The sequence below is a fragment of the Bradyrhizobium sp. PUT101 genome (genome assembly GCF_052043945.1).
Taxonomy (GTDB): domain Bacteria; phylum Pseudomonadota; class Alphaproteobacteria; order Rhizobiales; family Xanthobacteraceae; genus Bradyrhizobium.
Genome location: NZ_CP197207.1, coordinates 3,532,768 through 3,550,234, shown reverse-complemented (window position 1 = coordinate 3,550,234; position 17,467 = coordinate 3,532,768). Strand labels below are relative to the sequence as shown.

16 protein-coding genes are annotated in these 17,467 nt (G+C 65.1%); 11 read left to right on the top strand and 5 right to left on the bottom strand.

Translation table 11 applies throughout. The features are described from left to right. The first annotated feature begins 32 nt into the window (after window positions 1–32). The 4 genes from ACSHT2_RS17355 to ACSHT2_RS17340 all read left to right on the top strand — a co-directional run bounded on the left by ACSHT2_RS17355 (window position 33) and on the right by ACSHT2_RS17340 (window position 4,217). Window positions 33–572, top strand: a complete 540-nt coding sequence (locus ACSHT2_RS17355) for a hypothetical protein (RefSeq protein WP_440642620.1) — start codon at window positions 33–35, stop codon at window positions 570–572. A gap of 30 nt (window positions 573–602) precedes the next feature. Beyond that, entirely contained in the window at window positions 603–2,003 is a 1,401-nt protein-coding gene (locus ACSHT2_RS17350) for an aspartate ammonia-lyase (RefSeq protein ID WP_440642619.1), read from the top strand. A 259-nt stretch (window positions 2,004–2,262) separates the two neighbouring features. Next, entirely contained in the window at window positions 2,263–3,231 is a 969-nt protein-coding gene (locus ACSHT2_RS17345) for an NAD(P)H-dependent flavin oxidoreductase (protein WP_271527062.1), read from the top strand. Between the two features lie 209 nt (window positions 3,232–3,440). Continuing rightward, window positions 3,441–4,217: a thioesterase family protein gene (locus tag ACSHT2_RS17340; RefSeq protein ID WP_440642618.1), complete on the top strand. Its 777-nt coding sequence runs from the start codon at window positions 3,441–3,443 to the stop codon at window positions 4,215–4,217. Between the two features lie 171 nt (window positions 4,218–4,388). Here ACSHT2_RS17340 and ACSHT2_RS17335 read toward each other — a convergent pair whose 3' ends face one another. Continuing rightward, a complete protein-coding gene (locus ACSHT2_RS17335; RefSeq protein ID WP_440642617.1) occupies window positions 4,389–5,951 on the bottom strand; it encodes an AMP-binding protein in 1,563 nt (520 codons plus the stop codon). Between the two features lie 107 nt (window positions 5,952–6,058). Between ACSHT2_RS17335 and ACSHT2_RS17330 the strand changes: the two genes are divergently transcribed. From ACSHT2_RS17330 to ACSHT2_RS17315, 4 genes are all read left to right on the top strand, one after another. Next, window positions 6,059–7,024, top strand: coding sequence for an NAD(P)H-dependent flavin oxidoreductase (locus tag ACSHT2_RS17330; RefSeq protein WP_440642616.1), 966 nt, complete (start codon window positions 6,059–6,061; stop codon window positions 7,022–7,024). 150 nt (window positions 7,025–7,174) lie between these two features. Next, complete coding sequence (locus ACSHT2_RS17325; RefSeq protein ID WP_124159385.1) at window positions 7,175–7,423, top strand: hypothetical protein; 249 nt, start codon at window positions 7,175–7,177, stop codon at window positions 7,421–7,423. 133 nt (window positions 7,424–7,556) lie between these two features. Beyond that, window positions 7,557–8,264 carry a hypothetical protein gene (locus tag ACSHT2_RS17320; protein WP_440642615.1) on the top strand — a complete coding sequence of 236 codons (708 nt, stop codon included), beginning with the start codon at window positions 7,557–7,559 and terminating at the stop codon, window positions 8,262–8,264. A gap of 89 nt (window positions 8,265–8,353) precedes the next feature. Next, on the top strand, window positions 8,354–9,037 hold the full coding sequence (locus ACSHT2_RS17315) for a hypothetical protein (protein ID WP_440642614.1): 684 nt from the start codon (window positions 8,354–8,356) through the stop codon (window positions 9,035–9,037). A gap of 158 nt (window positions 9,038–9,195) precedes the next feature. Here the strand turns inward: ACSHT2_RS17315 and ACSHT2_RS17310 are convergent, their stop codons facing one another. Then, window positions 9,196–10,752 carry a winged helix-turn-helix domain-containing tetratricopeptide repeat protein gene (locus tag ACSHT2_RS17310; protein ID WP_440642613.1) on the bottom strand — a complete coding sequence of 519 codons (1,557 nt, stop codon included), beginning with the start codon at window positions 10,750–10,752 and terminating at the stop codon, window positions 9,196–9,198. Window positions 10,753–11,161: 409 nt separating this feature from the next. On the opposite strand from ACSHT2_RS17310, the gene ACSHT2_RS17305 reads away from it, so the two are divergent. From ACSHT2_RS17305 to ACSHT2_RS17295, 3 genes are all read left to right on the top strand, one after another. Then, entirely contained in the window at window positions 11,162–12,523 is a 1,362-nt protein-coding gene (locus tag ACSHT2_RS17305; protein WP_440642612.1) for a class-II fumarase/aspartase family protein, read from the top strand. Between the two features lie 113 nt (window positions 12,524–12,636). Then, window positions 12,637–13,893: an aminopeptidase gene (locus tag ACSHT2_RS17300; protein ID WP_440642611.1), complete on the top strand. Its 1,257-nt coding sequence runs from the start codon at window positions 12,637–12,639 to the stop codon at window positions 13,891–13,893. Window positions 13,894–14,306: 413 nt separating this feature from the next. Then, window positions 14,307–14,762: a cupin domain-containing protein gene (locus tag ACSHT2_RS17295; RefSeq protein ID WP_440642610.1), complete on the top strand. Its 456-nt coding sequence runs from the start codon at window positions 14,307–14,309 to the stop codon at window positions 14,760–14,762. Between the two features lie 82 nt (window positions 14,763–14,844). On the opposite strand, the gene ACSHT2_RS17290 is transcribed toward ACSHT2_RS17295, so the two are convergent. The 3 genes from ACSHT2_RS17290 to ACSHT2_RS17280 all read right to left on the bottom strand — a co-directional run bounded on the left by ACSHT2_RS17290 (window position 14,845) and on the right by ACSHT2_RS17280 (window position 17,412). Continuing rightward, complete coding sequence (locus tag ACSHT2_RS17290) at window positions 14,845–15,897, bottom strand: amidohydrolase family protein (protein ID WP_440642609.1); 1,053 nt, start codon at window positions 15,895–15,897, stop codon at window positions 14,845–14,847. Window positions 15,898–16,009: 112 nt separating this feature from the next. After that, complete coding sequence (locus ACSHT2_RS17285; RefSeq protein WP_440642608.1) at window positions 16,010–16,531, bottom strand: hypothetical protein; 522 nt, start codon at window positions 16,529–16,531, stop codon at window positions 16,010–16,012. A gap of 65 nt (window positions 16,532–16,596) precedes the next feature. Beyond that, window positions 16,597–17,412 carry an MBL fold metallo-hydrolase gene (locus ACSHT2_RS17280; protein WP_440642607.1) on the bottom strand — a complete coding sequence of 272 codons (816 nt, stop codon included), beginning with the start codon at window positions 17,410–17,412 and terminating at the stop codon, window positions 16,597–16,599. Window positions 17,413–17,467 lie beyond the last annotated feature (55 nt).

Here is a 17,467-nt window from a genome sequence, read left to right as displayed (position 1 = left end):
CCGCCGGGCCGGCTTGGGCTACGGTTGCCGCCATGATGGTTCGATCCGGCAATCCGGCCGTGCAGCTCGGCACGCTGGTTTCAGCGGCGCTGCTGCTCCTCCTCAGTGGCGGCGGCATCGGGTGGACGCAATCTGCACCGCCATCACTCGGCCTCCAGCAGCAGGGGCCGCAGGCCGCGCCGCCGCCCTCGACGCCGGTCCCTTCCGCCCCGCCGGCGCGCGAGGAAAATCCCGGGCTGATCAATGAAATGGGCAAGCTGTTCGACAAGCTGCCCTCGCTCCTGCCGCCGATCAAAAGCCCGAGCGAGACCATGAACGACCTGTCGCGGCTGGCCAAGCCCTCGACCATGGTGTCGGGGCGCGTGGTCTGCCCGATCTCGTCGAACGGCGCGCCCGACTGCAAGCAGGCGGCCGACCAGCTCTGCCAGGGCAAGGGGTACAAGGAAGGCAAGAGCCTGAACGCCGACTCCGCGCAAAAATGCTCGGCCAAGGTCCTGATCCCCGGCAGGCAACGCAAACCGGACGACTGCCGCACCGATACGTTCGTGACCAGCGCGCTGTGCCAGAACTAGAGGACATCGCGCGAGCAACAAGGAGCGCCCATGAGCCGGACGGAGCAGGATTTCCTCGGGCAGCGTGAGATCGCCGACGACATCTATTACGGCGTCCAGACCATCCGCGGGAAGGAGAACTTCCACATCACCGGCATTCCGATGAGCCAGGAGCCTTACTTCGTGAAGGCACTTGGCTACGTCAAGAAGGCTGCCGCCATGGCCAATCGCGATCTCGGTGCGATCGACCCCAAGGTCGCGGACGCCATCATCCTGGGCTGCGACCGCGTCATCGCCGGCGACATGATGGATCAGTTCGTCACCGACTTCATCCAGGGCGGCGCCGGCACCTCCACCAACATGAACGCCAACGAGGTGATCGCGAACCTCGCACTGGAAGCGCTCGGCTTCAGCAAGGGCGACTACCAGCACGTCAGTCCCAACGATCACGTCAATTACGGCCAGTCGACCAACGACACCTATCCGACCGCCTTTCGGCTGGCGCTGATCTTGCGGCTCGAGAGTTACATGACGGCGCTGCGCCAGCTCCAGGAGGCCTTCTTCACCAAGGGCCGCGAGTTCGAGCGCGTGCTGAAGATGGGCCGCACGCATCTCCAGGACGCGGTGCCGATGTCGCTCGGGGCCGAATTCCGCGGCTGGGGCACCACCATCGGCGAGGAGGTCGACCGCATCTCGGAAGCGCGCGCGCTGTTGCGCGAGATCAATCTTGGCGCCACCGCGATCGGCACCTCCGTCACGGCCGCGGTCGGCTATCCCAAGCTCGCCGTCCGGCATCTCAGCGCGCTCACCGGCGTCGACTTCGTGCTTGCCGGCGATCTCGTCGAGGCGACCTCCGACACCGGCGCCTATGTGCAGCTCTCCGGCGTCCTGAAGCGCACGGCGAGCAAGCTGACGAAAATCTGCAACGACATCCGCCTGCTCGCCTCGGGCCCGCGCGCCGGCTTCAACGAGATCAACCTGCCGCAGCTGCAGCCGGGCTCCTCGATCATGCCCGGCAAGATCAATCCCGTGATTCCCGAGGTCGTCAACCAGACCAGCTTCCTGGTCATCGGCCTCGATACGACGGTGACGCTCGCAGCTTCCGCCGGCCAGCTCCAGCTCAACGTGATGGAGCCGGTGATCTCGTTCGCGCTGTTCTTCTCGATCCGCACCATGGAGCGCGCGGTCAACAGCCTGCGCGAGAATTGCGTCGTCGGCATCACCGCCAACGAGGAGCACACCCGCAACATGGTGCTGAACTCTCTCGGTATCGTCACCGTGCTGAAGCCGCTGCTCGGCTACAAGCAATGCGCCGAGATCGCGCGCGAGGGTTACAAAAGCGGCAAGTCGCTGCACCAGATCGTCGTGGTCGAGCGCAAACTGCTCACGCAGGAGAAGTGGGACGAGATGTTCTCGTTCGAGCGGCTGATCAATCCGGATTTGATCGGGTGAGGGCCGGACTCTCCTCGTCATTCCGGGGCGCGCAAAGCGCGAACCCGGAATCCATTTCGCCGTGCGTACTGACGCCCGATGGATTCCGGGCTCGCGCCTTTCGGCGCGCCCCGGAATGACGGAAGCAGGAATTCCGCTGCTTGGAATTGCAGCAGCCGCATCCGGTCCGGCGTCAAAACGCAATACTTGACAGTGGAAAGATTGCCTTGTTGGTATGACCCCAACCTTCGATTGACCGTCAACAGAGGATCGTTTCGCAATGTCCATGCCTGCCTTGTTCAAAGGGCGCCTGTCGATCCCGGTGATCGGCTCGCCGCTCTTCATCATCTCGGTGCCCGATCTCGTGATCGCGCAGTGCAAGGCGGGTGTGGTCGGCTCGTTTCCGGCGCTGAACGCGCGGCCGCCGGAGCTGCTCGACGAATGGCTGGCGCGGATCACCGAAGAGCTCGCGGCGTATGACCGCGCCCATCCCGACAAGCCGTCGGCGCCGTTCGCAGTCAACCAGATCGTGCACAAGTCGAACAACCGGCTCGACCATGACATGCAGCTCTGCGCCAAGTACAAGGTGCCGATGATCATCTCCTCGCTCGGCGCGCGCGAGGAGCTGAACCAGGCCGTGCACGGCTGGGGCGGCATTGTCTTCCACGACGTGATCAACCAGAAATTCGCCCACAAGGCGATCGAGAAGGGCGCCGACGGCCTGATCCTGGTCGCAGCCGGCGCCGGCGGCCATGCCGGCACCATCTCGCCGCTGGCTTTCGTTGCCGAAACGCGAAAATGGTTCGACGGTCCGATCGCGCTGTCGGGAGCGATCGGCAACGGCAAGGCCATCCGCGCTGCACGCATTCTCGGCGCCGACTTCGCCTATATCGGCTCGGCCTTCATCGCGACCAAGGAGGCCAATGCGGTCGAGCGCTACAAGGAGATGATCGCCGGCTCGAGCGCCGACGACATCGTCTATTCCAACCTCTTCACCGGCGTGCACGGCAATTATCTGAAGCCCTCGATCCTCGCGGCCGGCATGGATCCCGACAATCTGCCGACCTCCGATCCTTCCAAGATGAATTTCGGCACCGACGCCTCCGGCGAGCGCGCTAAGCCGAAGGCCTGGAAGGAGATCTGGGGAAGCGGACAAGGCATCGGCAGCATCGACAAGGTCGTTCCCGCCGCCGAGCTGATCGCGCGTTTCAAGAAGGAATACGAGGAAGCGATCGATCCGCCGTTGTGAAACGCTGTCGTCTCGGCGCTCTCACCTGTCGTCCCGGACAAGCGCGCCTAAGCGCGCGCCGATCCGGGGACCCATAGCCACAGGGAGGAGTTTGACGAAGACTCGTGGTTGTCAGTCTTGCGTCACGACTTCCTTCTGTGGTTATGGGTCCCCGCCTTCGCGGGGACGACACCGTTTGCTGAGCTCCGAATGTGCTCCATGGAGAATCCATGACCCCCATCTACCGCGTAGACGGCAATAGCGTCGTCACCAGTCCGGATGCAGCCGGCCCCTGGGACCGGCGCATGCAGCACGGCTCGGCGCCGGCGTCGCTGGTGACATGGGCGGCCGAACGCATTCCGACGCCTGTTGCGATGGACATCGCGCGCGTCACCATCGATCTGATGCGCCCGGTCCCGGTCGCGCCACTCACGATCGTGACTGAAGTCTTGCGCGAGGGCCGCAAGATCCAGCTCTGCGGCATCAAGCTGCTCGCGGACGGCGTACAGGTCGTCGGCGCCACCGTGCTGAAGGTCAGGCGCCAGGTGCTGAACCTGCCCGACGACGTCGAGGAGCTGCCGGTCACGCTGCCGCCGCCGGAGGATTCGTTGATCGAGGACGGTCACGCCGCCACCAGCCCGTTCGTGCGATCGGTCTCGATGCGCGCCGCGCGCGGCCGTTTCGGCCAGGCCGGCGCCGGTGCGATCTGGTTTCGCGTCGACCATCCGCTGATCGCCGGTGAAGCGGTGTCGCAGGCGATGCGCGCCGTGGTCGCCGCCGACTTCTCCAACGGCACTGCCTCGACGCTCGACTTCCGCGCCTGGACCTACATCAACGCCGATCTCACCGTGAGCTTTTCGCGCCAGCCGGTCGGCGAGTGGATTCTGCTCGACGGCGACTCCTGGATCGGTCCTGACGGCGCCGGGCTCGCGATGTCGCGCCTGGCGGATAGGCAGGGCTATTTCGGCCGGGCGGTGCAGAGCCTGGTGATCGAGAAAAGATCGTAGCTGCGCGAAGCCCTGCCGCAATTTCGGTGTCATGCTTCGCGGAAGCGGGGCGCCCAGTATTCCAGAGGCGGCTCTGATCAAATCGAGAGGCCGCGGCGTACTGTGTCGTCCGCTCAAGCCGGGCGATGACACCAGTTGAGTGGACGCAGCGTCATATATCGCGACGTTCGCTCATCCCACCATCCGGTCCCGTCCGCTCCAGAAGCCCGCCCGCAGCACCTTCTTGTCGACCTTGCCGACGCCGGTCATCGGCAATTGCTCGACGAACTGGATCTGCTTCGGCGCATGCGCCGAGCCCTTTCGCGTCTTGACCAGGTTGATCAGCTCGTCCGGATCGGGCTTTGCCCCCGCGCGCGGTACGACGATGGCGGTGACGGCTTCGCCCCATTTCTCGTCGGGGATGCCGACGACCGCGACCATGGCGACGTCCGCGTGCTGCGACAGCACGTCCTCGACCTCGCGCGGGAATATGTTGAAGCCGCCGGTGACGATCATGTCCTTCTTGCGGTCGAGGATGAACATGTAGCCGCGCTCGTCCCTGCGCGCGATATCGCCGGTATGGACCCAGCCGTTCTTCAGCGTCGCGGCCGTGATGTCCGGCCGCTTCCAGTACTCCGCCATGACATGCGGGGCACGCACGCAGATCTCGCCGGGCTCGCCCGTCTTCACTTCCTGGTCGTTGTCGTCGAGGATCCTGACCTCGCACGCCGCGATCGGGAAACCGCAGGACAGGAACAGCTCCGGGTTCTTGGGATCGTGGTCGGCCTTGCGCAGCACCGAGACGGGATAGCATTCGGTCTGGCCGTAAAGCTGCGAGAATACGGGCCCGATGCGTTCGATACCCTCGAGCAACCGGCTCGGCGACATCGCGGAAGCGCCATAGAGCACGAGCTCGAGCGAGGAGAGGTCGGTCTTGCCGAGCGCGGGCTGATCGAGCAGCACATAGATCATGGTCGGAACGAACAGCGTGAAGTTGATGCGTTCGCGTGCGATCGTCGTCAGCACCGCCTCGGGATCGAAACCTTTCAGCATGTGCACGGTGCCGCCGCGCATCAGGGTCGGCAGCACCTTTGTGCCGGCGACATGACTGATCGGCGCGACCGTGAGATAACGCGCAGCCTCCGGAATCTCGAAGTCGGCGAGGATCGCGCCGGCGGCGCCAGCGTTTTCGCGATGATGGCGCAGCGCGCCCTTGGATTTGCCGGTGGTGCCGCCGGTGTAGTTCAGCGTGGCGAGATCGTCGGGGCCGGCGAGGCACAGCGGGCTCGCGTGTCCGGCATTTTCGATGGCGGCCAGCAGATCGACGCCGTAGCCGGCCGGCCCCGTGGTGAGGACCGCCTTCAGCCGGCCGGCCTTGGCAGCAAGCTCGCCACCGCGGTCGCGGAAGGCGGCTGCATCGACCACCAGCATCTCGGCCTCGGAGTCCTCGAGCTGGAACAGCTGGTCCTCCAGCGATCCCAGCGGATGCAGCCAGGTGATGCAGAGCCGGGCCAGTTGCGCGGCGACGCCGGCACACCAGGTATCGGCGCGGTTCGCGGTGAGGAAGGCGACGCGCGCGCCGGGCTGTAATCCAAGCCGCATGAACACGCCCTGGATGCGTCCGATCAGGTCGATGGTGCCCTGATAGCTCAGCGATCCGCCGGGCCAGGCGAAAGCGGTGCGGTCGGGATAGCGCGACAACGCCTGTAGCGTCTGCGCACAAGCTGGAGGCGATGCGTGGAGCGGATCAGACATATGTTTCCTCGTTGCTTTGTCACCGGCTTCTGGCGTGCCAATGTTGCCGATGACGCTAGCACAGGGACTGCGGGAGGGAACGGCAAAGCCCGCACAGGGAGGCATGCATGCCATCGGATCGACTGCAACGCTTCCGCGATCGTCTCGCGCTGCCGCTGATCGCGGCGCCGATGTTTCTGGTGTCGGGCGTCGAGCTCATGGTCGCGACTTGCCGCAATGGGGTGATCGGCAGCTTTCCCACCGCGAATTGCCGTGACACGGAACAACTCGACGCATGGCTCACCGAGATCGGCACGCGGCTGCGGCAGCATGAAGATCAAACCGGGCGCAAGGTCGCGCCGCTCTGTCCCAACCTGATCGTGCACCGCTCCAATGCGCGGCTCGCACAGGATCTCGCCGTGCTGCTGCGGCACGGGCCGGAGATCGTCATCACCTCGGTCGGATCGCCCGCGCAGGTGTTGAGGCCGCTCCATGATGCCGGGACGTTGGTGCTGGCGGATGTCGCCTCGATCCGCCACGCCGAGCGTGCGGCGGAAGCCGGCGCGGACGGGCTGGTGCTGCTCACGGCGGGCGCGGGCGGGCAGACCGGCTGGCTCAACCCGTTCGCCTTCGTCCGCGCGGTGCGCGCATTCTACGACGGCATCATCGTGCTGGCGGGCGGCATCAGTGACGGCTACGCGTTGCGGGCCGCCGAAGTGCTGGGCTGCGATCTCGCCTATATGGGCACGAAGTTCATTGCGACGCGGGAGAGCATGGCGGACGACCGCTACAAGCGGATGCTGGTCGAGAGCCGCGCCGACGACATCCTGCTCACCACCGCGTTCACGGGCCTGCAGACCAGCATGCTGCGGCCGTCGATCGTCGCTGCCGGACTTGATCCGGACGACCTGCCGGCGCGCGGCGCGATTGACATCGCCAAGGACATCGACGTCGCCGCGCGCGAGAACCGGCCGAAGCGCTGGCGCGACATCTGGAGCGCCGGGCACTCCGCATCCGGGGTGACGGAGGTGCTCGCGGTCGACGATCTCGTCGCGCGGACGCGTGCGGAATATCGAGAGGCGGGTGGGCGGTAGCGGCCCTCCTGCCGAGACATCGATGTTCTCCCGGCCCCGATCACAGTTAATCGAGCGCGCCTCTGCGCGCCCGGACTTAACGGCAGATTAACCATCGCCCGCCAAGAATCCCCTTCACGGCCGCCAACCAGGACCGAGAGGGGACAGGCGATGGACTTCGATTTTCTCAACAGCAAGTCAGCCGCGACGATGGACGAAATCCGCGTCCGCGTCGCCCATGCCCTGGCCCGCCACCCGCTGTGCCGCAACGTCCGTTTCGACATCGTCAGCGTCCCTCGCACCCGCCGCGGCGGCAATTGGACGGTGACGCTGCAATCGGTCGAGCCGCGTGCGGTCTGGGAGGCCTCGGAGATCGTGGCCGACATCCAGGACGCCTATGATCTGGCAGCAGCCGCCTGATTTCCTTGAGCTTTTCGGGTGATGTCGCCGCAGTCCGCGCGATTGCCGCTGCAATGGCACGGTTAAGCCTTATTTATCGCCCAGTTTTTGGGGCAGTGATCACGTGGACTTGAAGTCGGACGCGGAGAGACGTTTGTCCAAAGCCATCACCATCGTCGCGCTGACCTGTTTCCTCGTCCTCGGCGCCGCCACCACCGCCATTCTCGGCCGCGACAGCGTGCCCAGCGTCAGCGCCGAGATGATCGCCCAGACGCCTCCGCCCAAGCCGCTGGCAACCAACCGCGCCGCCAAGGCCGACCGTCTGGTCCCGACGCTTGCGCTGGCCTCGGCCGCGATCGAGCCGGTCCAGGTGTCCGCCGACAAGCTCTCGCAGACGCCTGTTCTGACCGAGCCGCTGCGTCAGGCCTTCGCCGCCGCCACGCCCTCTGATTTCGCAATGCCGAACGCAAGCGCGCACGAGGCGCCCGCCGCGACAGAGGTTCCAACAGTCGAAGTTCCAGCCAAGCCGAAGGTTGTGGCGAAGCCGCAGAGGGCCTATTCGCTGCTGTCCGACGGGCAGATTGCAGGCATCAGGGATCGCCTGAAACTGTCGTCGTCGCAGGAATATTACTGGCCCTCGGTCGAGACCGCGCTGCGCAACGTCGCCCGCAAGATCCAGGCGAACAAGCTGTCGAATCCGAACGCGCCGCCCGGTTCGCAGATCGATCCGAATTGCGACGAGGTGCAGCAGTTGAAGTCGGCCGCGATGCCGCTGTTGTTCCAGCTTCGTGACGACCAGAAGGAAGAAGTGCGCAAGCTCGCTCGCCTCATCGGGCTCGAGAAGGTCGCGCAGCAAATCTGAAACACGCGGTTTCCTCCTTGAGGAGCCGCGGTCATCAGGAACATCTGGCAATCCCCACGCGTTGCCCGCTCCAAAGAGGGAGTGGATGAATGCGCGCCTCGACCGCCTATTTTGTCGGTGCCGGAACCATCATCGCGGCCATCGCCATTGGTCTCGGCGGCGGTATCGTTGCCGGCAACATCATGAATCCGGTCGCGTCCAAGCAGGGCCCGGACACCAGCAAGATGGCACAGCGCACCGAGGGCGCCACGCCGGCGACCACGAACGCGCCGTCCGAGCGCGTGAACTATCTCACCGGCTCGCAGGCCTTCGGCGCGATGATCGCAGCGCCTGCGCGGGCCGAAGCAAAGCCTGAAGCCGCAAAGCCTGACACGCAAACCACGCAGGCGAATGCTGAGCCACCGGCGCCCCAGCCTTCGCAAGCCGCTGCAGTCGAGCCGCCCAGGCCGGCCCCGCCATCGTCACCACAGGCAGCAAAACCTGCCGAGCAGCAGGCCTCGACCGAGCCGTCATCCTCCTCGAACAACGCCTATGCCAAGGCGAGGGATTCCGACGTCAAGCGTGCCGCGACCGAACGGCGCCGCGCCGAGCGTCGCGAGCGATGGGCCGAGCGCCGGCACTATGACTTGCGCGAACCGCGCGGCATGCGCGACCGCACCGATTGGGATGACGTCGCGCGCAACGTCCGCGAAGATTCCGATGCGCGCGACTATGCCGGCCGACCGCCCAGCGGCTTTCCGCAGATCAGGCTGTTCGGGCCTGATGACGACTAAAGCGCGATGAGACCAGGATGTATCGTCATCGCGCTCCGGGTCAGTGTTTGAGCACGATGTTCTCGGAAAACCGCCGCACACTTTTCCGGATCATGCTTCGGCGCTCGAGCGAGGATCGCGCTGCAAGGGACAAAGTGCGCCGTCACGTCGCGCCCCTGTCATTTCATGCCCGCGCGCCGCAGGCCTTCGAGATAATGCGCACGATCCTCTTCCCGCAGCATCGGCAGCTCGCGCGTGATCCACGCAAGCGAGACCTCGGGCTGGGCGCGGCGCAGGCCTTCCAGGGCGGACGCCGCGAGCGCCGGATCTCCTGACATCCCGGCGGCGGCCGTCAGCACGCGGTGCGCGCCGACGAAATCTCCGCGCTGGCGCATCGATTCCCGTGCCATCTGGACGGCTCCCTCATAGTCGCGGCCGACGAACCGGGCATAGGCCGCAACCCCGCAATAGATCGACGCGAGCGGGTCGCGCGGACTCAGCCGCAGCGCGCGACGGGCGGCGGCATCGCCGTCCTGCCATCGTCCGGCATAGCAAAGCGTCACGCCGTGGAAGGCATGCGCCATTGCGAAATTCGGATTGAGCCTCAAGGCCAATTCGAACTCTGCCAGCGCGTCGTCGAAGCGGCGGCGGAACAGATAGGTGTAGGCGAGGCCGTGATGGGCCCAGGCATCCTCGCGATCGGCCTCCACCGCCGCGAGCGCTGCACGTTCGGCGACCGGCAAGGTCGCGGCCATGTCGGCCCAGCCCATATGCGCGCCGAAGATATGGCTGGTCGCGAGCAGGCCCAGCGCCTTGCCATAGGCGGGATCGATCGCGACGGCCTGTTCCAGCAGCCCTTGCGCGGCGGCGTTGTCCTCGCGGGTGATGCGCCAGTAATGCGACAGGGCGCGCATCACGAGGTCCCATGCATCCAGGCTGCCCGGCGGCTTCTGCTGGGCTCGGAAGCTTTCGGCGGCATAGAGCTGCGGCTCGATCGCGGCCACGATCGCGTCGGTGATCTCGTCCTGCACGGCGAAGATGTCGGCGAGCTCTCGGTCGTAACGTTCGGCCCAGAGATGGCTGCCGGTCGAGACGTCGTTGAGCTGGGCCGAGATGCGCACCCGCTCGCCGCTCCGCCGCACGCTGCCTTCGACCACGTAGCGCACTCCGAGTTCCCGCGCGACCTCGTGAATGTGCACGGCGCGGCCCTTGTAGACGAAGGAGGAATTGCGCGCGACGACGAAGAACCATCGCAGCTTCGACAGCGCGGTGATGATGTCCTCGCTGATGCCGTCGGAGAAATAATCCTGTTCGGCCTCGCCGCTCATATTGGTGAAGGGCAGCACGGCGATCGCGGGCCGCTCGGGCAGCGCGAAGGTTGCCTGAGCCTGGGCGACACGGACCGGCTCCGGCGCGACCGCGCCGAGTTGTGTCTGGACATCACCGACGAAGCGAAAACCCTTGCGGGTGATGGTGCGGATCAGCGCCTGGCTCGCGCCATTGTCGCCGATCGCCTTGCGCGCCGCGTTGATCCGGCTGGTCAGGGTGGATTCGGAGACGCTGCGCCCGTGCCAGATCTTGTCGATCAACTCGTCCTTGCTGACCACCCGGTCGCGGTTTTGCATGAGGTGGACGACGAGGTCGAAAACCTGCGGCTCCACGGCAATGGGAACCTGCTCGCGGCTCAGCTCGCGCCGGTCGGTATCGAGAAGGTGATCCCGGAACAGAAACTGCACGTCGAAAACTCAGGCCTCATTGTGAAATCGGGCAAGCGAAATGACAAAATGAAATTTGGGTCGAAAATCATGTGTCTTTCGAAGGGGGCGCTTGGTTCATCGCGATTGCGTGATGGCAGCCATGCCCTCTCCGGAGGGGAATACAACCGCAGCTGGAATGTTGTGGTCGGCGGATCGCCGCGGGGGCGGGACCATGCTCGCCGACCCAGCACCGTTATCCTTCGAGGCTCTCGTGCGCTGCTCCGCATCGCACGGTTCGCACCTCGGGGTGACGGAGTAACAGGCTGACGTGCCATCATAACATCGTGGCGCGGTAGATGTGGTGAACGATGAATGTCCATTGCCGAAAAGCGCGGCCTGCGTAAGCTGCCCCCCACATAAAACACACCCAACCCACGAAGAAGTGCCCATGCCAGCTTTCCCCGCCTCCACCACCGTGCTCGACTCCATGCTGTTTCGCGACGCCTTCGGCACGCCTGAGATGCGCGAGGTGTTCTCCGACGTCGCGACGGTCGCGCGCTATGCCGAGGTCGAGGTGGCGCTGGCGACGGCGGAAGCGAAGTGCGGTGTGATCCCGCAAGAGGCGGCCGCGGCGATCGCGGCGCGGACCGACGTCGCCGCGCTCGATTTCGATCTGCTCGGGCAGGAGACCGATGTCGTCGGCTATCCGATCCTCCCTTTGGTGCATCAGATGGTGAAGCAATGCGGCGAGGCCGGCCGCTACGTGCATTGGGGCGCGACCACGCAGGACATCATGGACACGGCTGTTGTGCTGCAACTGCGCGCCGCGATCGAGATCGTCGAACGCGACATCGCCGTGCTGCGCAAGATCCTTGCCGACCTCTCGAAGCGCCATCGCGACACGGCGATGGCGGGCCGAACCCATCTCCAGCAGGCACTGCCGGTGACCTTCGGCTACAAGACCGCGATCTGGCTCGCGATGTTCGATCGCCATGCCGAGCGTCTGGCGCAAATGAAGCCGCGCGTGCTGGTCGGCCAGTTCGCCGGCGCTGCCGGCACGCTGGCCTCGCTTGGCGACAGGGGATTCGAGGTGCAGGCGGCGCTCTGTGCCGAGCTGAAGCTCGGCGTTCCGGCCTCGACCTGGCACGTCGCGCGCGACGGATTCGCCGAAGCCGTGAACTTCCTTGCCCTCGTCACCGGCTCGCTCGGCAAGATCGCGCTGGACATCATGATCATGGCCTCGACCGAGTTCGCCGAGGTCTACGAGCCCTTCGTCAAGGGGCGCGGCGCCTCCTCGACCATGCCGCAGAAGCGCAACCCGATTTCGTCGGAACTGATGCTTGCGGCGTCCAAGGCGGTGCGCCAGCACGCCGGCCTGATGCTCGACGCCATGGTGCAGGATTTCGAGCGTGCCACCGGTCCCTGGCACGCCGAATGGATGGCGATCCCCGAGAGCTTCGTGCTGACCGCGGGCGCGCTGCACCAGGCGAAGTTCGCGCTCGCAGGCCTCATCGTGGACGAGGCGAAGATGAGCGACAATCTCGCCATCAGCCGCGGCCTGATTGTGGCCGAGGCGGTCATGATGGGGCTGGCGCCGCAGATCGGGCGGCAGGAGGCGCATGACGTGGTCTATGATGCCTGCCGTCAGGCCAACGAGAAGGGAATCAGCCTTGCCGATGCGCTGTCCGCAGATTCGCGGATATCGAGCCGCATCGATCGCGCCACAATCGAGGCGCTCACCTCACCGAAAAATTACCTCGGGCTCGCGCCCGCCATGGTCGACCGGGTGCTGAAATCGGCAACGCGTTGAAAACCAAAATGCGTGAAACCGCGTATCTTTCGTGCGTTGCAAGACGCTCGCACACTTGTGCCTTGCGATGTTAGACTTAGATTGAGTGACAGACTTTCGGCAGAGGGCCCGGCATGACCGATCAACGCAACACCCCCACTCCCATCGATCCCGTCAAGCTCGACCGGCTGGCCGAGGTGGCGGTGAAGGTGGGCCTGGGCTTGCGGCCGGGACAGGATCTGCTACTGACGGCGCCCGCGATCGCGCTGCCGCTGGTGCGGCGGATCGCCGTGCATGCCTACAAGGCCGGCGCCGGCCTCGTGACGCCGATCCTGTCGGACGAGGAGATGACGCTGGCGCGCTATCGCCATGGCCACGATGCCAGTTTCGATCGTGCCGCCGGCTGGCTCTACGAGGGCATGGCCAAGGCGTTTTCGGACAACACCGCACGGCTCGCCATCGTCGGCGACAACCCGATGCTGCTGTCCGGCGAGGATCCTTCCAAGGTGGCGCGCGCGAGCAAGGCGAATTCGATGGCCTATCAGCCCGCGCTGGAGAAGATCGTCAACTTCGACACCAACTGGAACATCATCGCCTATCCGAGCCCGTCCTGGGCGAAGCTGGTGTTCCCTGATGATCCCGAGGACGTCGCGGTCGGCAAGCTCGCGGATGCGATTTTCGCAGCGTCCCGCGTCGATCGCGAGGACGCCATGGGCAATTGGGCGAACCACAATGCGGTGCTGCGCGAGCGCACCAACTGGCTCAACGGCCAGCGCTTTCGCGCGCTGCAATATTCGGGTCCCGGCACCGACCTCACCATCGGACTTGCCGACGGCCACGAATGGGAAGGCGGCGCCTCGCTGTCCAAGAACGGCATCAGCTGCAACGCCAATATCCCGACCGAAGAGGTCTTCACCACGCCGCATTGCCGCCGGGTCTACGGCCATGTCGTGAGCTCGAAGCCTCTGTCCTATCAGGGCACGCTGATCGACAACATCGCGGTGCGCTTCGAGGACGGAAAGATCGTCGACGCAAAAGCCTCGCGCGGCGCGGAGGTGCTGAACAAGGTGCTCGACACCGACGAGGGCGCGCGGCGCCTCGGCGAAGTGGCGCTGGTGCCGCATTCCTCGCCGATCTCCCAGAGCGGCCTGTTGTTCTACAACACGTTGTTCGACGAGAACGCAGCGTCTCACATCGCGCTCGGCCAGTGCTATTCGAAATGCTTCGTCAACGGCGCCCAGCTCACGCCGCAGCAGATCGCGGCCCAAGGCGGCAACCAGAGCCTGATCCATATCGACTGGATGATCGGTTCGGCCGAGACCGACATCGACGGCATTTTGGCCGACGGCAGCAAGGTGCCCGTGTTCCGCAAGGGTGAATGGGCGAAATAGCCTGCGTGACTCTCCCTCGATGGGAGAGGTGAGCGCGACGGCGACAGGTTCTCGCTGCACCCATTGCCGGTCATCATTCCTGCGCGGTTCGTTCGAAGAGGCCTGGTGCGCATCCTGCGGCGGAAGCAACATGAGCGCGCCGCCCGGAGCCGGCTACCGGAGCCGCGGGCGTAAAGGCATTGGTGAGCTCCATCCCAGTGCCTTCGCGCATTTTGTCGCACCCGGGAAAGGACCGGGGCATCTGCGCGGATTTGCAAGGGAATCGCGACGTTAACCGGTTTGCGCTTGCTGCTTCCGGCTGATTCTCGAAGCCGGCGTAAGAAAGAATTAAAAACGGACTACTAGCGTCCGGGCATCTTTCGAAACAATCCGGGCCGGGATCCGGCCGCAAATATCATTTCCCGAGGAAGCAGATGTCGCGCGCGTTGATTGAAGTCGGTAGTTGCAATGTGGACCTCGAGCTGCGGCCGATCGAGCCGTCCTGGATCATCGAGGGCAATCCGGTATCCCGCTCGCGTGTCCTGTCGACCAGCGCCGACGGCACCGCCCAGACGATCATCTGGTCCTGCACCGAAGGGCGCTTCAACTGGTACTACGACATCGACGAGACGATCATGATCATGGAAGGATCGATCGTGCTCGAAAGCGACGGCATGCCGCCCAAGCGCTACGGCCCCGGCGATGTCATCTTCTTCCGCGACGGCGCGCATGCGAAATGGCATGTCGAAGGGCACGTCAAGAAGATCGCGTTCTGCCGCAAGACCAATCCGGTGGTGATCGGCTTCCTGATCCGCGTCGTCAACAAGCTGAAGAAGATGTTCGCCTCCACCGGTGAGCGGCGTCCGGCCTCGCTGATGGGTGCCGGCTAAGGCGGACAATAGCGCTTCAAGGACGCTTCCCAGCGGCCACGACGAAGAGGGGGCGGGATCAGCATTCCGGCCCCTCTTTTCGTCATGACGGCAGCTCGAGCCGGTAGACGTCGGTCGCTGTCTGCGAGAACAGCGCCGTTTTCTCGGCTTCGCTCAAGGACGAGGCGATGCGCTTGAACGCGTTGAAGATCACCTGGTAGCTGCACTGGCCCTTGTCCGGCGGGAAATTGCTCTCGAACATCGCGCGCTTCACGCCGAATGCCTCGATGCAGGTCTCGATATAGGGGCGCCATGCCGCGGCAAGCTCCTCGGATGACGGCGGTCTCTCGCGCAGATGGAAATCGTAGCCGAGCAGGCACATTGCGAGCCCGCCGAGCTTCACCGCCACGTTCTCGCAGGTCGCGATCTCCTGGATCGACGCGCGCCATTGCGGAAACACCTCCTCGCGCCGGCCCGCAAAGCGACCGACGCCGGCTGGGCCGCCGCAATGATCGAGCACGATCCTGGTATCGGGGAAGGCGCGCGCCAGCTCGGTCAGTTCGCCGATCTGCGGATGGAATAGCCAGGCATCGAAGCTGAGGTTCAGCGGCGCCAGACAGGCAAATCCCTTGCGGAAGCTCGCGTCCTGCAACAGCCCCTTCGGCCTGTTCGCATACATGCCGGCGACGGTGGGGTCTTCGTCCCAGGCCGAGGAATGCCTGATGCCGCGGAAGCGTCCATTGCCCGCCGCGATCTCGGCTTCCAGCACCGGCCTGGCGGCGTCTCCCAGCAGAAGATTGGCGTGGCTGACGATACCGGCGCAGATCGCGGCCTTGCCGTAACCTCCGCTGGCGCTCATCGCCGCGACGCCATTGGCGAACTCGACCTCGCCGATCGGCCGGAATGCCTCAGGCCCATGCGCGCGGTACATCGAGCGGCAATCGACATAGACGGTGGCGATGATGTTGTGGCCGGACGCGATGTCGGCCGCCATCTCCTCGATCAGATAGCGATGGCCGCGATTCCAGAGATGGTGGTGGGGATCGACGATCGGCCGCGCCGGATCGATGATTTCCTCCTGGTGCAGCGCGAGCCAGTCCTCGCGCGGCTCGACGAATAGCCCGCTCGTGTTGGCAGGCAGACCGCTTGCGGCCATCGGCGTTCGCTCCCTCTATGTTTTTGTGGAAGGAGCCTAGCATCTGATCTCTTCACGCAGCAGCGCGCGTTCTGCAACCGCGTCCGTCGCCGCGAGCACAGCGGCGCTTTCGTCAGCCCTTGCGCCGCTTCGCCCTCACATCGACCACGAGCCGCCAGTCGGTCGCGGCGGCCGGTCTGGATTCGCCGAGCCAGTGAAAGGAGGCGTCCGTGATCTCGGTAAAGCTCCACCGCGTCAGCTCGCCGGCTTCGGTCGTGCCTTCCTGCACGATGTCCTCACCACGCGGACGGCCGATCTGCTGGCGGAACACGCTGCGGCCGGGATCGAACCAGGAAATCCGCCACGCATCGATGGTTGGATCGTAAACGCGCAGCGTCGTGCCGTACCAATTGCCGGCGATCGGGAAGGCCGGCGCGCCCGTCGGCCGGGGTATGATCCAGACGTCCTGGACGGCGCGCCCTTCCAGCACCCAGCCAAAATCGATCTCGCCGGGCGCTACATGTTTCGTTCCGCCGGGTCCATGGGCCGTGATCTCGGCATCCCAGTCGCCGACGAAGCGGCCGTAAAGCTGAAGCGCCGCCGCGTGCTCGGGATTCGGTCCGTTCGCGTGCAACAATCTCGCAAAGTCGGTCATGTCGATCTCCTGTCGCGGGGAGATCAGCACCTAGGGCCGGCAGCCGGCTTGGAGAAAATTGCGCCTCAGACTCCGTCGAGGATGATCACGGTCGGCTTTGGCGGCAGCGTATCCCGCGACATCCGGAACGAGCGCTCGATGCGCCGGTCGATCTCGAACTGCTGGCCGATCCGGCGCATGAAGTCGTCGAGCGGGGTGGCGAAGCGGTGCATCGGCAGCACCACCGAGGCACGCAGCCGCCTAGTGATCTCGGAGATGCCGTCCAGCGACATGGTGTAGGTGCCGTCGATCGGCACCATCACGATGTCGATCCGCCCGATCTGGGCGAAATGGCTGTCGTCGAGCTTGTGGTGAAGGTGGCCGAGATGGCCGATGCAGAGGCCGGCCGCCTCGAAGATGAAGATGGAATTGCCGTCGCGGATCATGTCGGTCCCGGCATCGTCGCCGAAATAGCGGCGGATGTCGGTCGTGACGTTGCGGATGAAGGTGTCGTTGATGCGCTCCGACACGATCGCCGGCTTGCCGTCCTCACTCCAGCCATGCAGCACATGGGGAATTCGTTTGTCGGGATACAAGGAATAGTGCGTGCTGTGCGCCCGGTTCATGGTGACGACGTCGGGCAACCGTCCCACCTGGTATGCGCCGCTATAGTCGGTCGCGATGCGCAAGCCGGCGGGCGTGTCGATGAAATAGGTGGAATGGCCGGCATAGGTGATCTCGACCTCGGCCGCAGCTGCCGCCTGTCGGAACGCAGCCGGCATCACGCGGGGCGCCGCGTTCGCCATCGCCAGGCATTCGCTGCGTTGAGGAGGCTGCTGGGCAAGGGCAGGAGCGAAGGATATGCCGAACAGCGCCAGAGTCGCCGAAACCAGTCGCCACATGCATCCGTCCCCGATGACTTCGGGGGAAAGTCTAGCGTGCTATGCTGCACGTCGC

Bases quoted from the DNA above. Each gene is read 5' to 3' on its own strand.
- ACSHT2_RS17280 (WP_440642607.1), bottom strand. From the start codon at position 17,412: ATGTGGCGACTGGTTTCGGCGACTCTGGCGCTGTTCGGCATATCCTTC.
- ACSHT2_RS17340 (WP_440642618.1), top strand. From the start codon at position 3,441: ATGACCCCCATCTACCGCGTAGACGGCAATAGCGTCGTCACCAGTCCG.
- ACSHT2_RS17285 (WP_440642608.1), bottom strand. From the start codon at position 16,531: ATGACCGACTTTGCGAGATTGTTGCACGCGAACGGACCGAATCCCGAG.
- ACSHT2_RS17330 (WP_440642616.1), top strand. From the start codon at position 6,059: ATGCCATCGGATCGACTGCAACGCTTCCGCGATCGTCTCGCGCTGCCG.
- ACSHT2_RS17300 (WP_440642611.1), top strand. From the start codon at position 12,637: ATGACCGATCAACGCAACACCCCCACTCCCATCGATCCCGTCAAGCTC.
- ACSHT2_RS17315 (WP_440642614.1), top strand. From the start codon at position 8,354: ATGCGCGCCTCGACCGCCTATTTTGTCGGTGCCGGAACCATCATCGCG.
- ACSHT2_RS17335 (WP_440642617.1), bottom strand. From the start codon at position 5,951: ATGTCTGATCCGCTCCACGCATCGCCTCCAGCTTGTGCGCAGACGCTA.
- ACSHT2_RS17295 (WP_440642610.1), top strand. From the start codon at position 14,307: ATGTCGCGCGCGTTGATTGAAGTCGGTAGTTGCAATGTGGACCTCGAG.
- ACSHT2_RS17325 (WP_124159385.1), top strand. From the start codon at position 7,175: ATGGACTTCGATTTTCTCAACAGCAAGTCAGCCGCGACGATGGACGAA.
- ACSHT2_RS17290 (WP_440642609.1), bottom strand. From the start codon at position 15,897: ATGGCCGCAAGCGGTCTGCCTGCCAACACGAGCGGGCTATTCGTCGAG.
- ACSHT2_RS17355 (WP_440642620.1), top strand. From the start codon at position 33: ATGATGGTTCGATCCGGCAATCCGGCCGTGCAGCTCGGCACGCTGGTT.
- ACSHT2_RS17345 (WP_271527062.1), top strand. From the start codon at position 2,263: ATGTCCATGCCTGCCTTGTTCAAAGGGCGCCTGTCGATCCCGGTGATC.
- ACSHT2_RS17305 (WP_440642612.1), top strand. From the start codon at position 11,162: ATGCCAGCTTTCCCCGCCTCCACCACCGTGCTCGACTCCATGCTGTTT.
- ACSHT2_RS17350 (WP_440642619.1), top strand. From the start codon at position 603: ATGAGCCGGACGGAGCAGGATTTCCTCGGGCAGCGTGAGATCGCCGAC.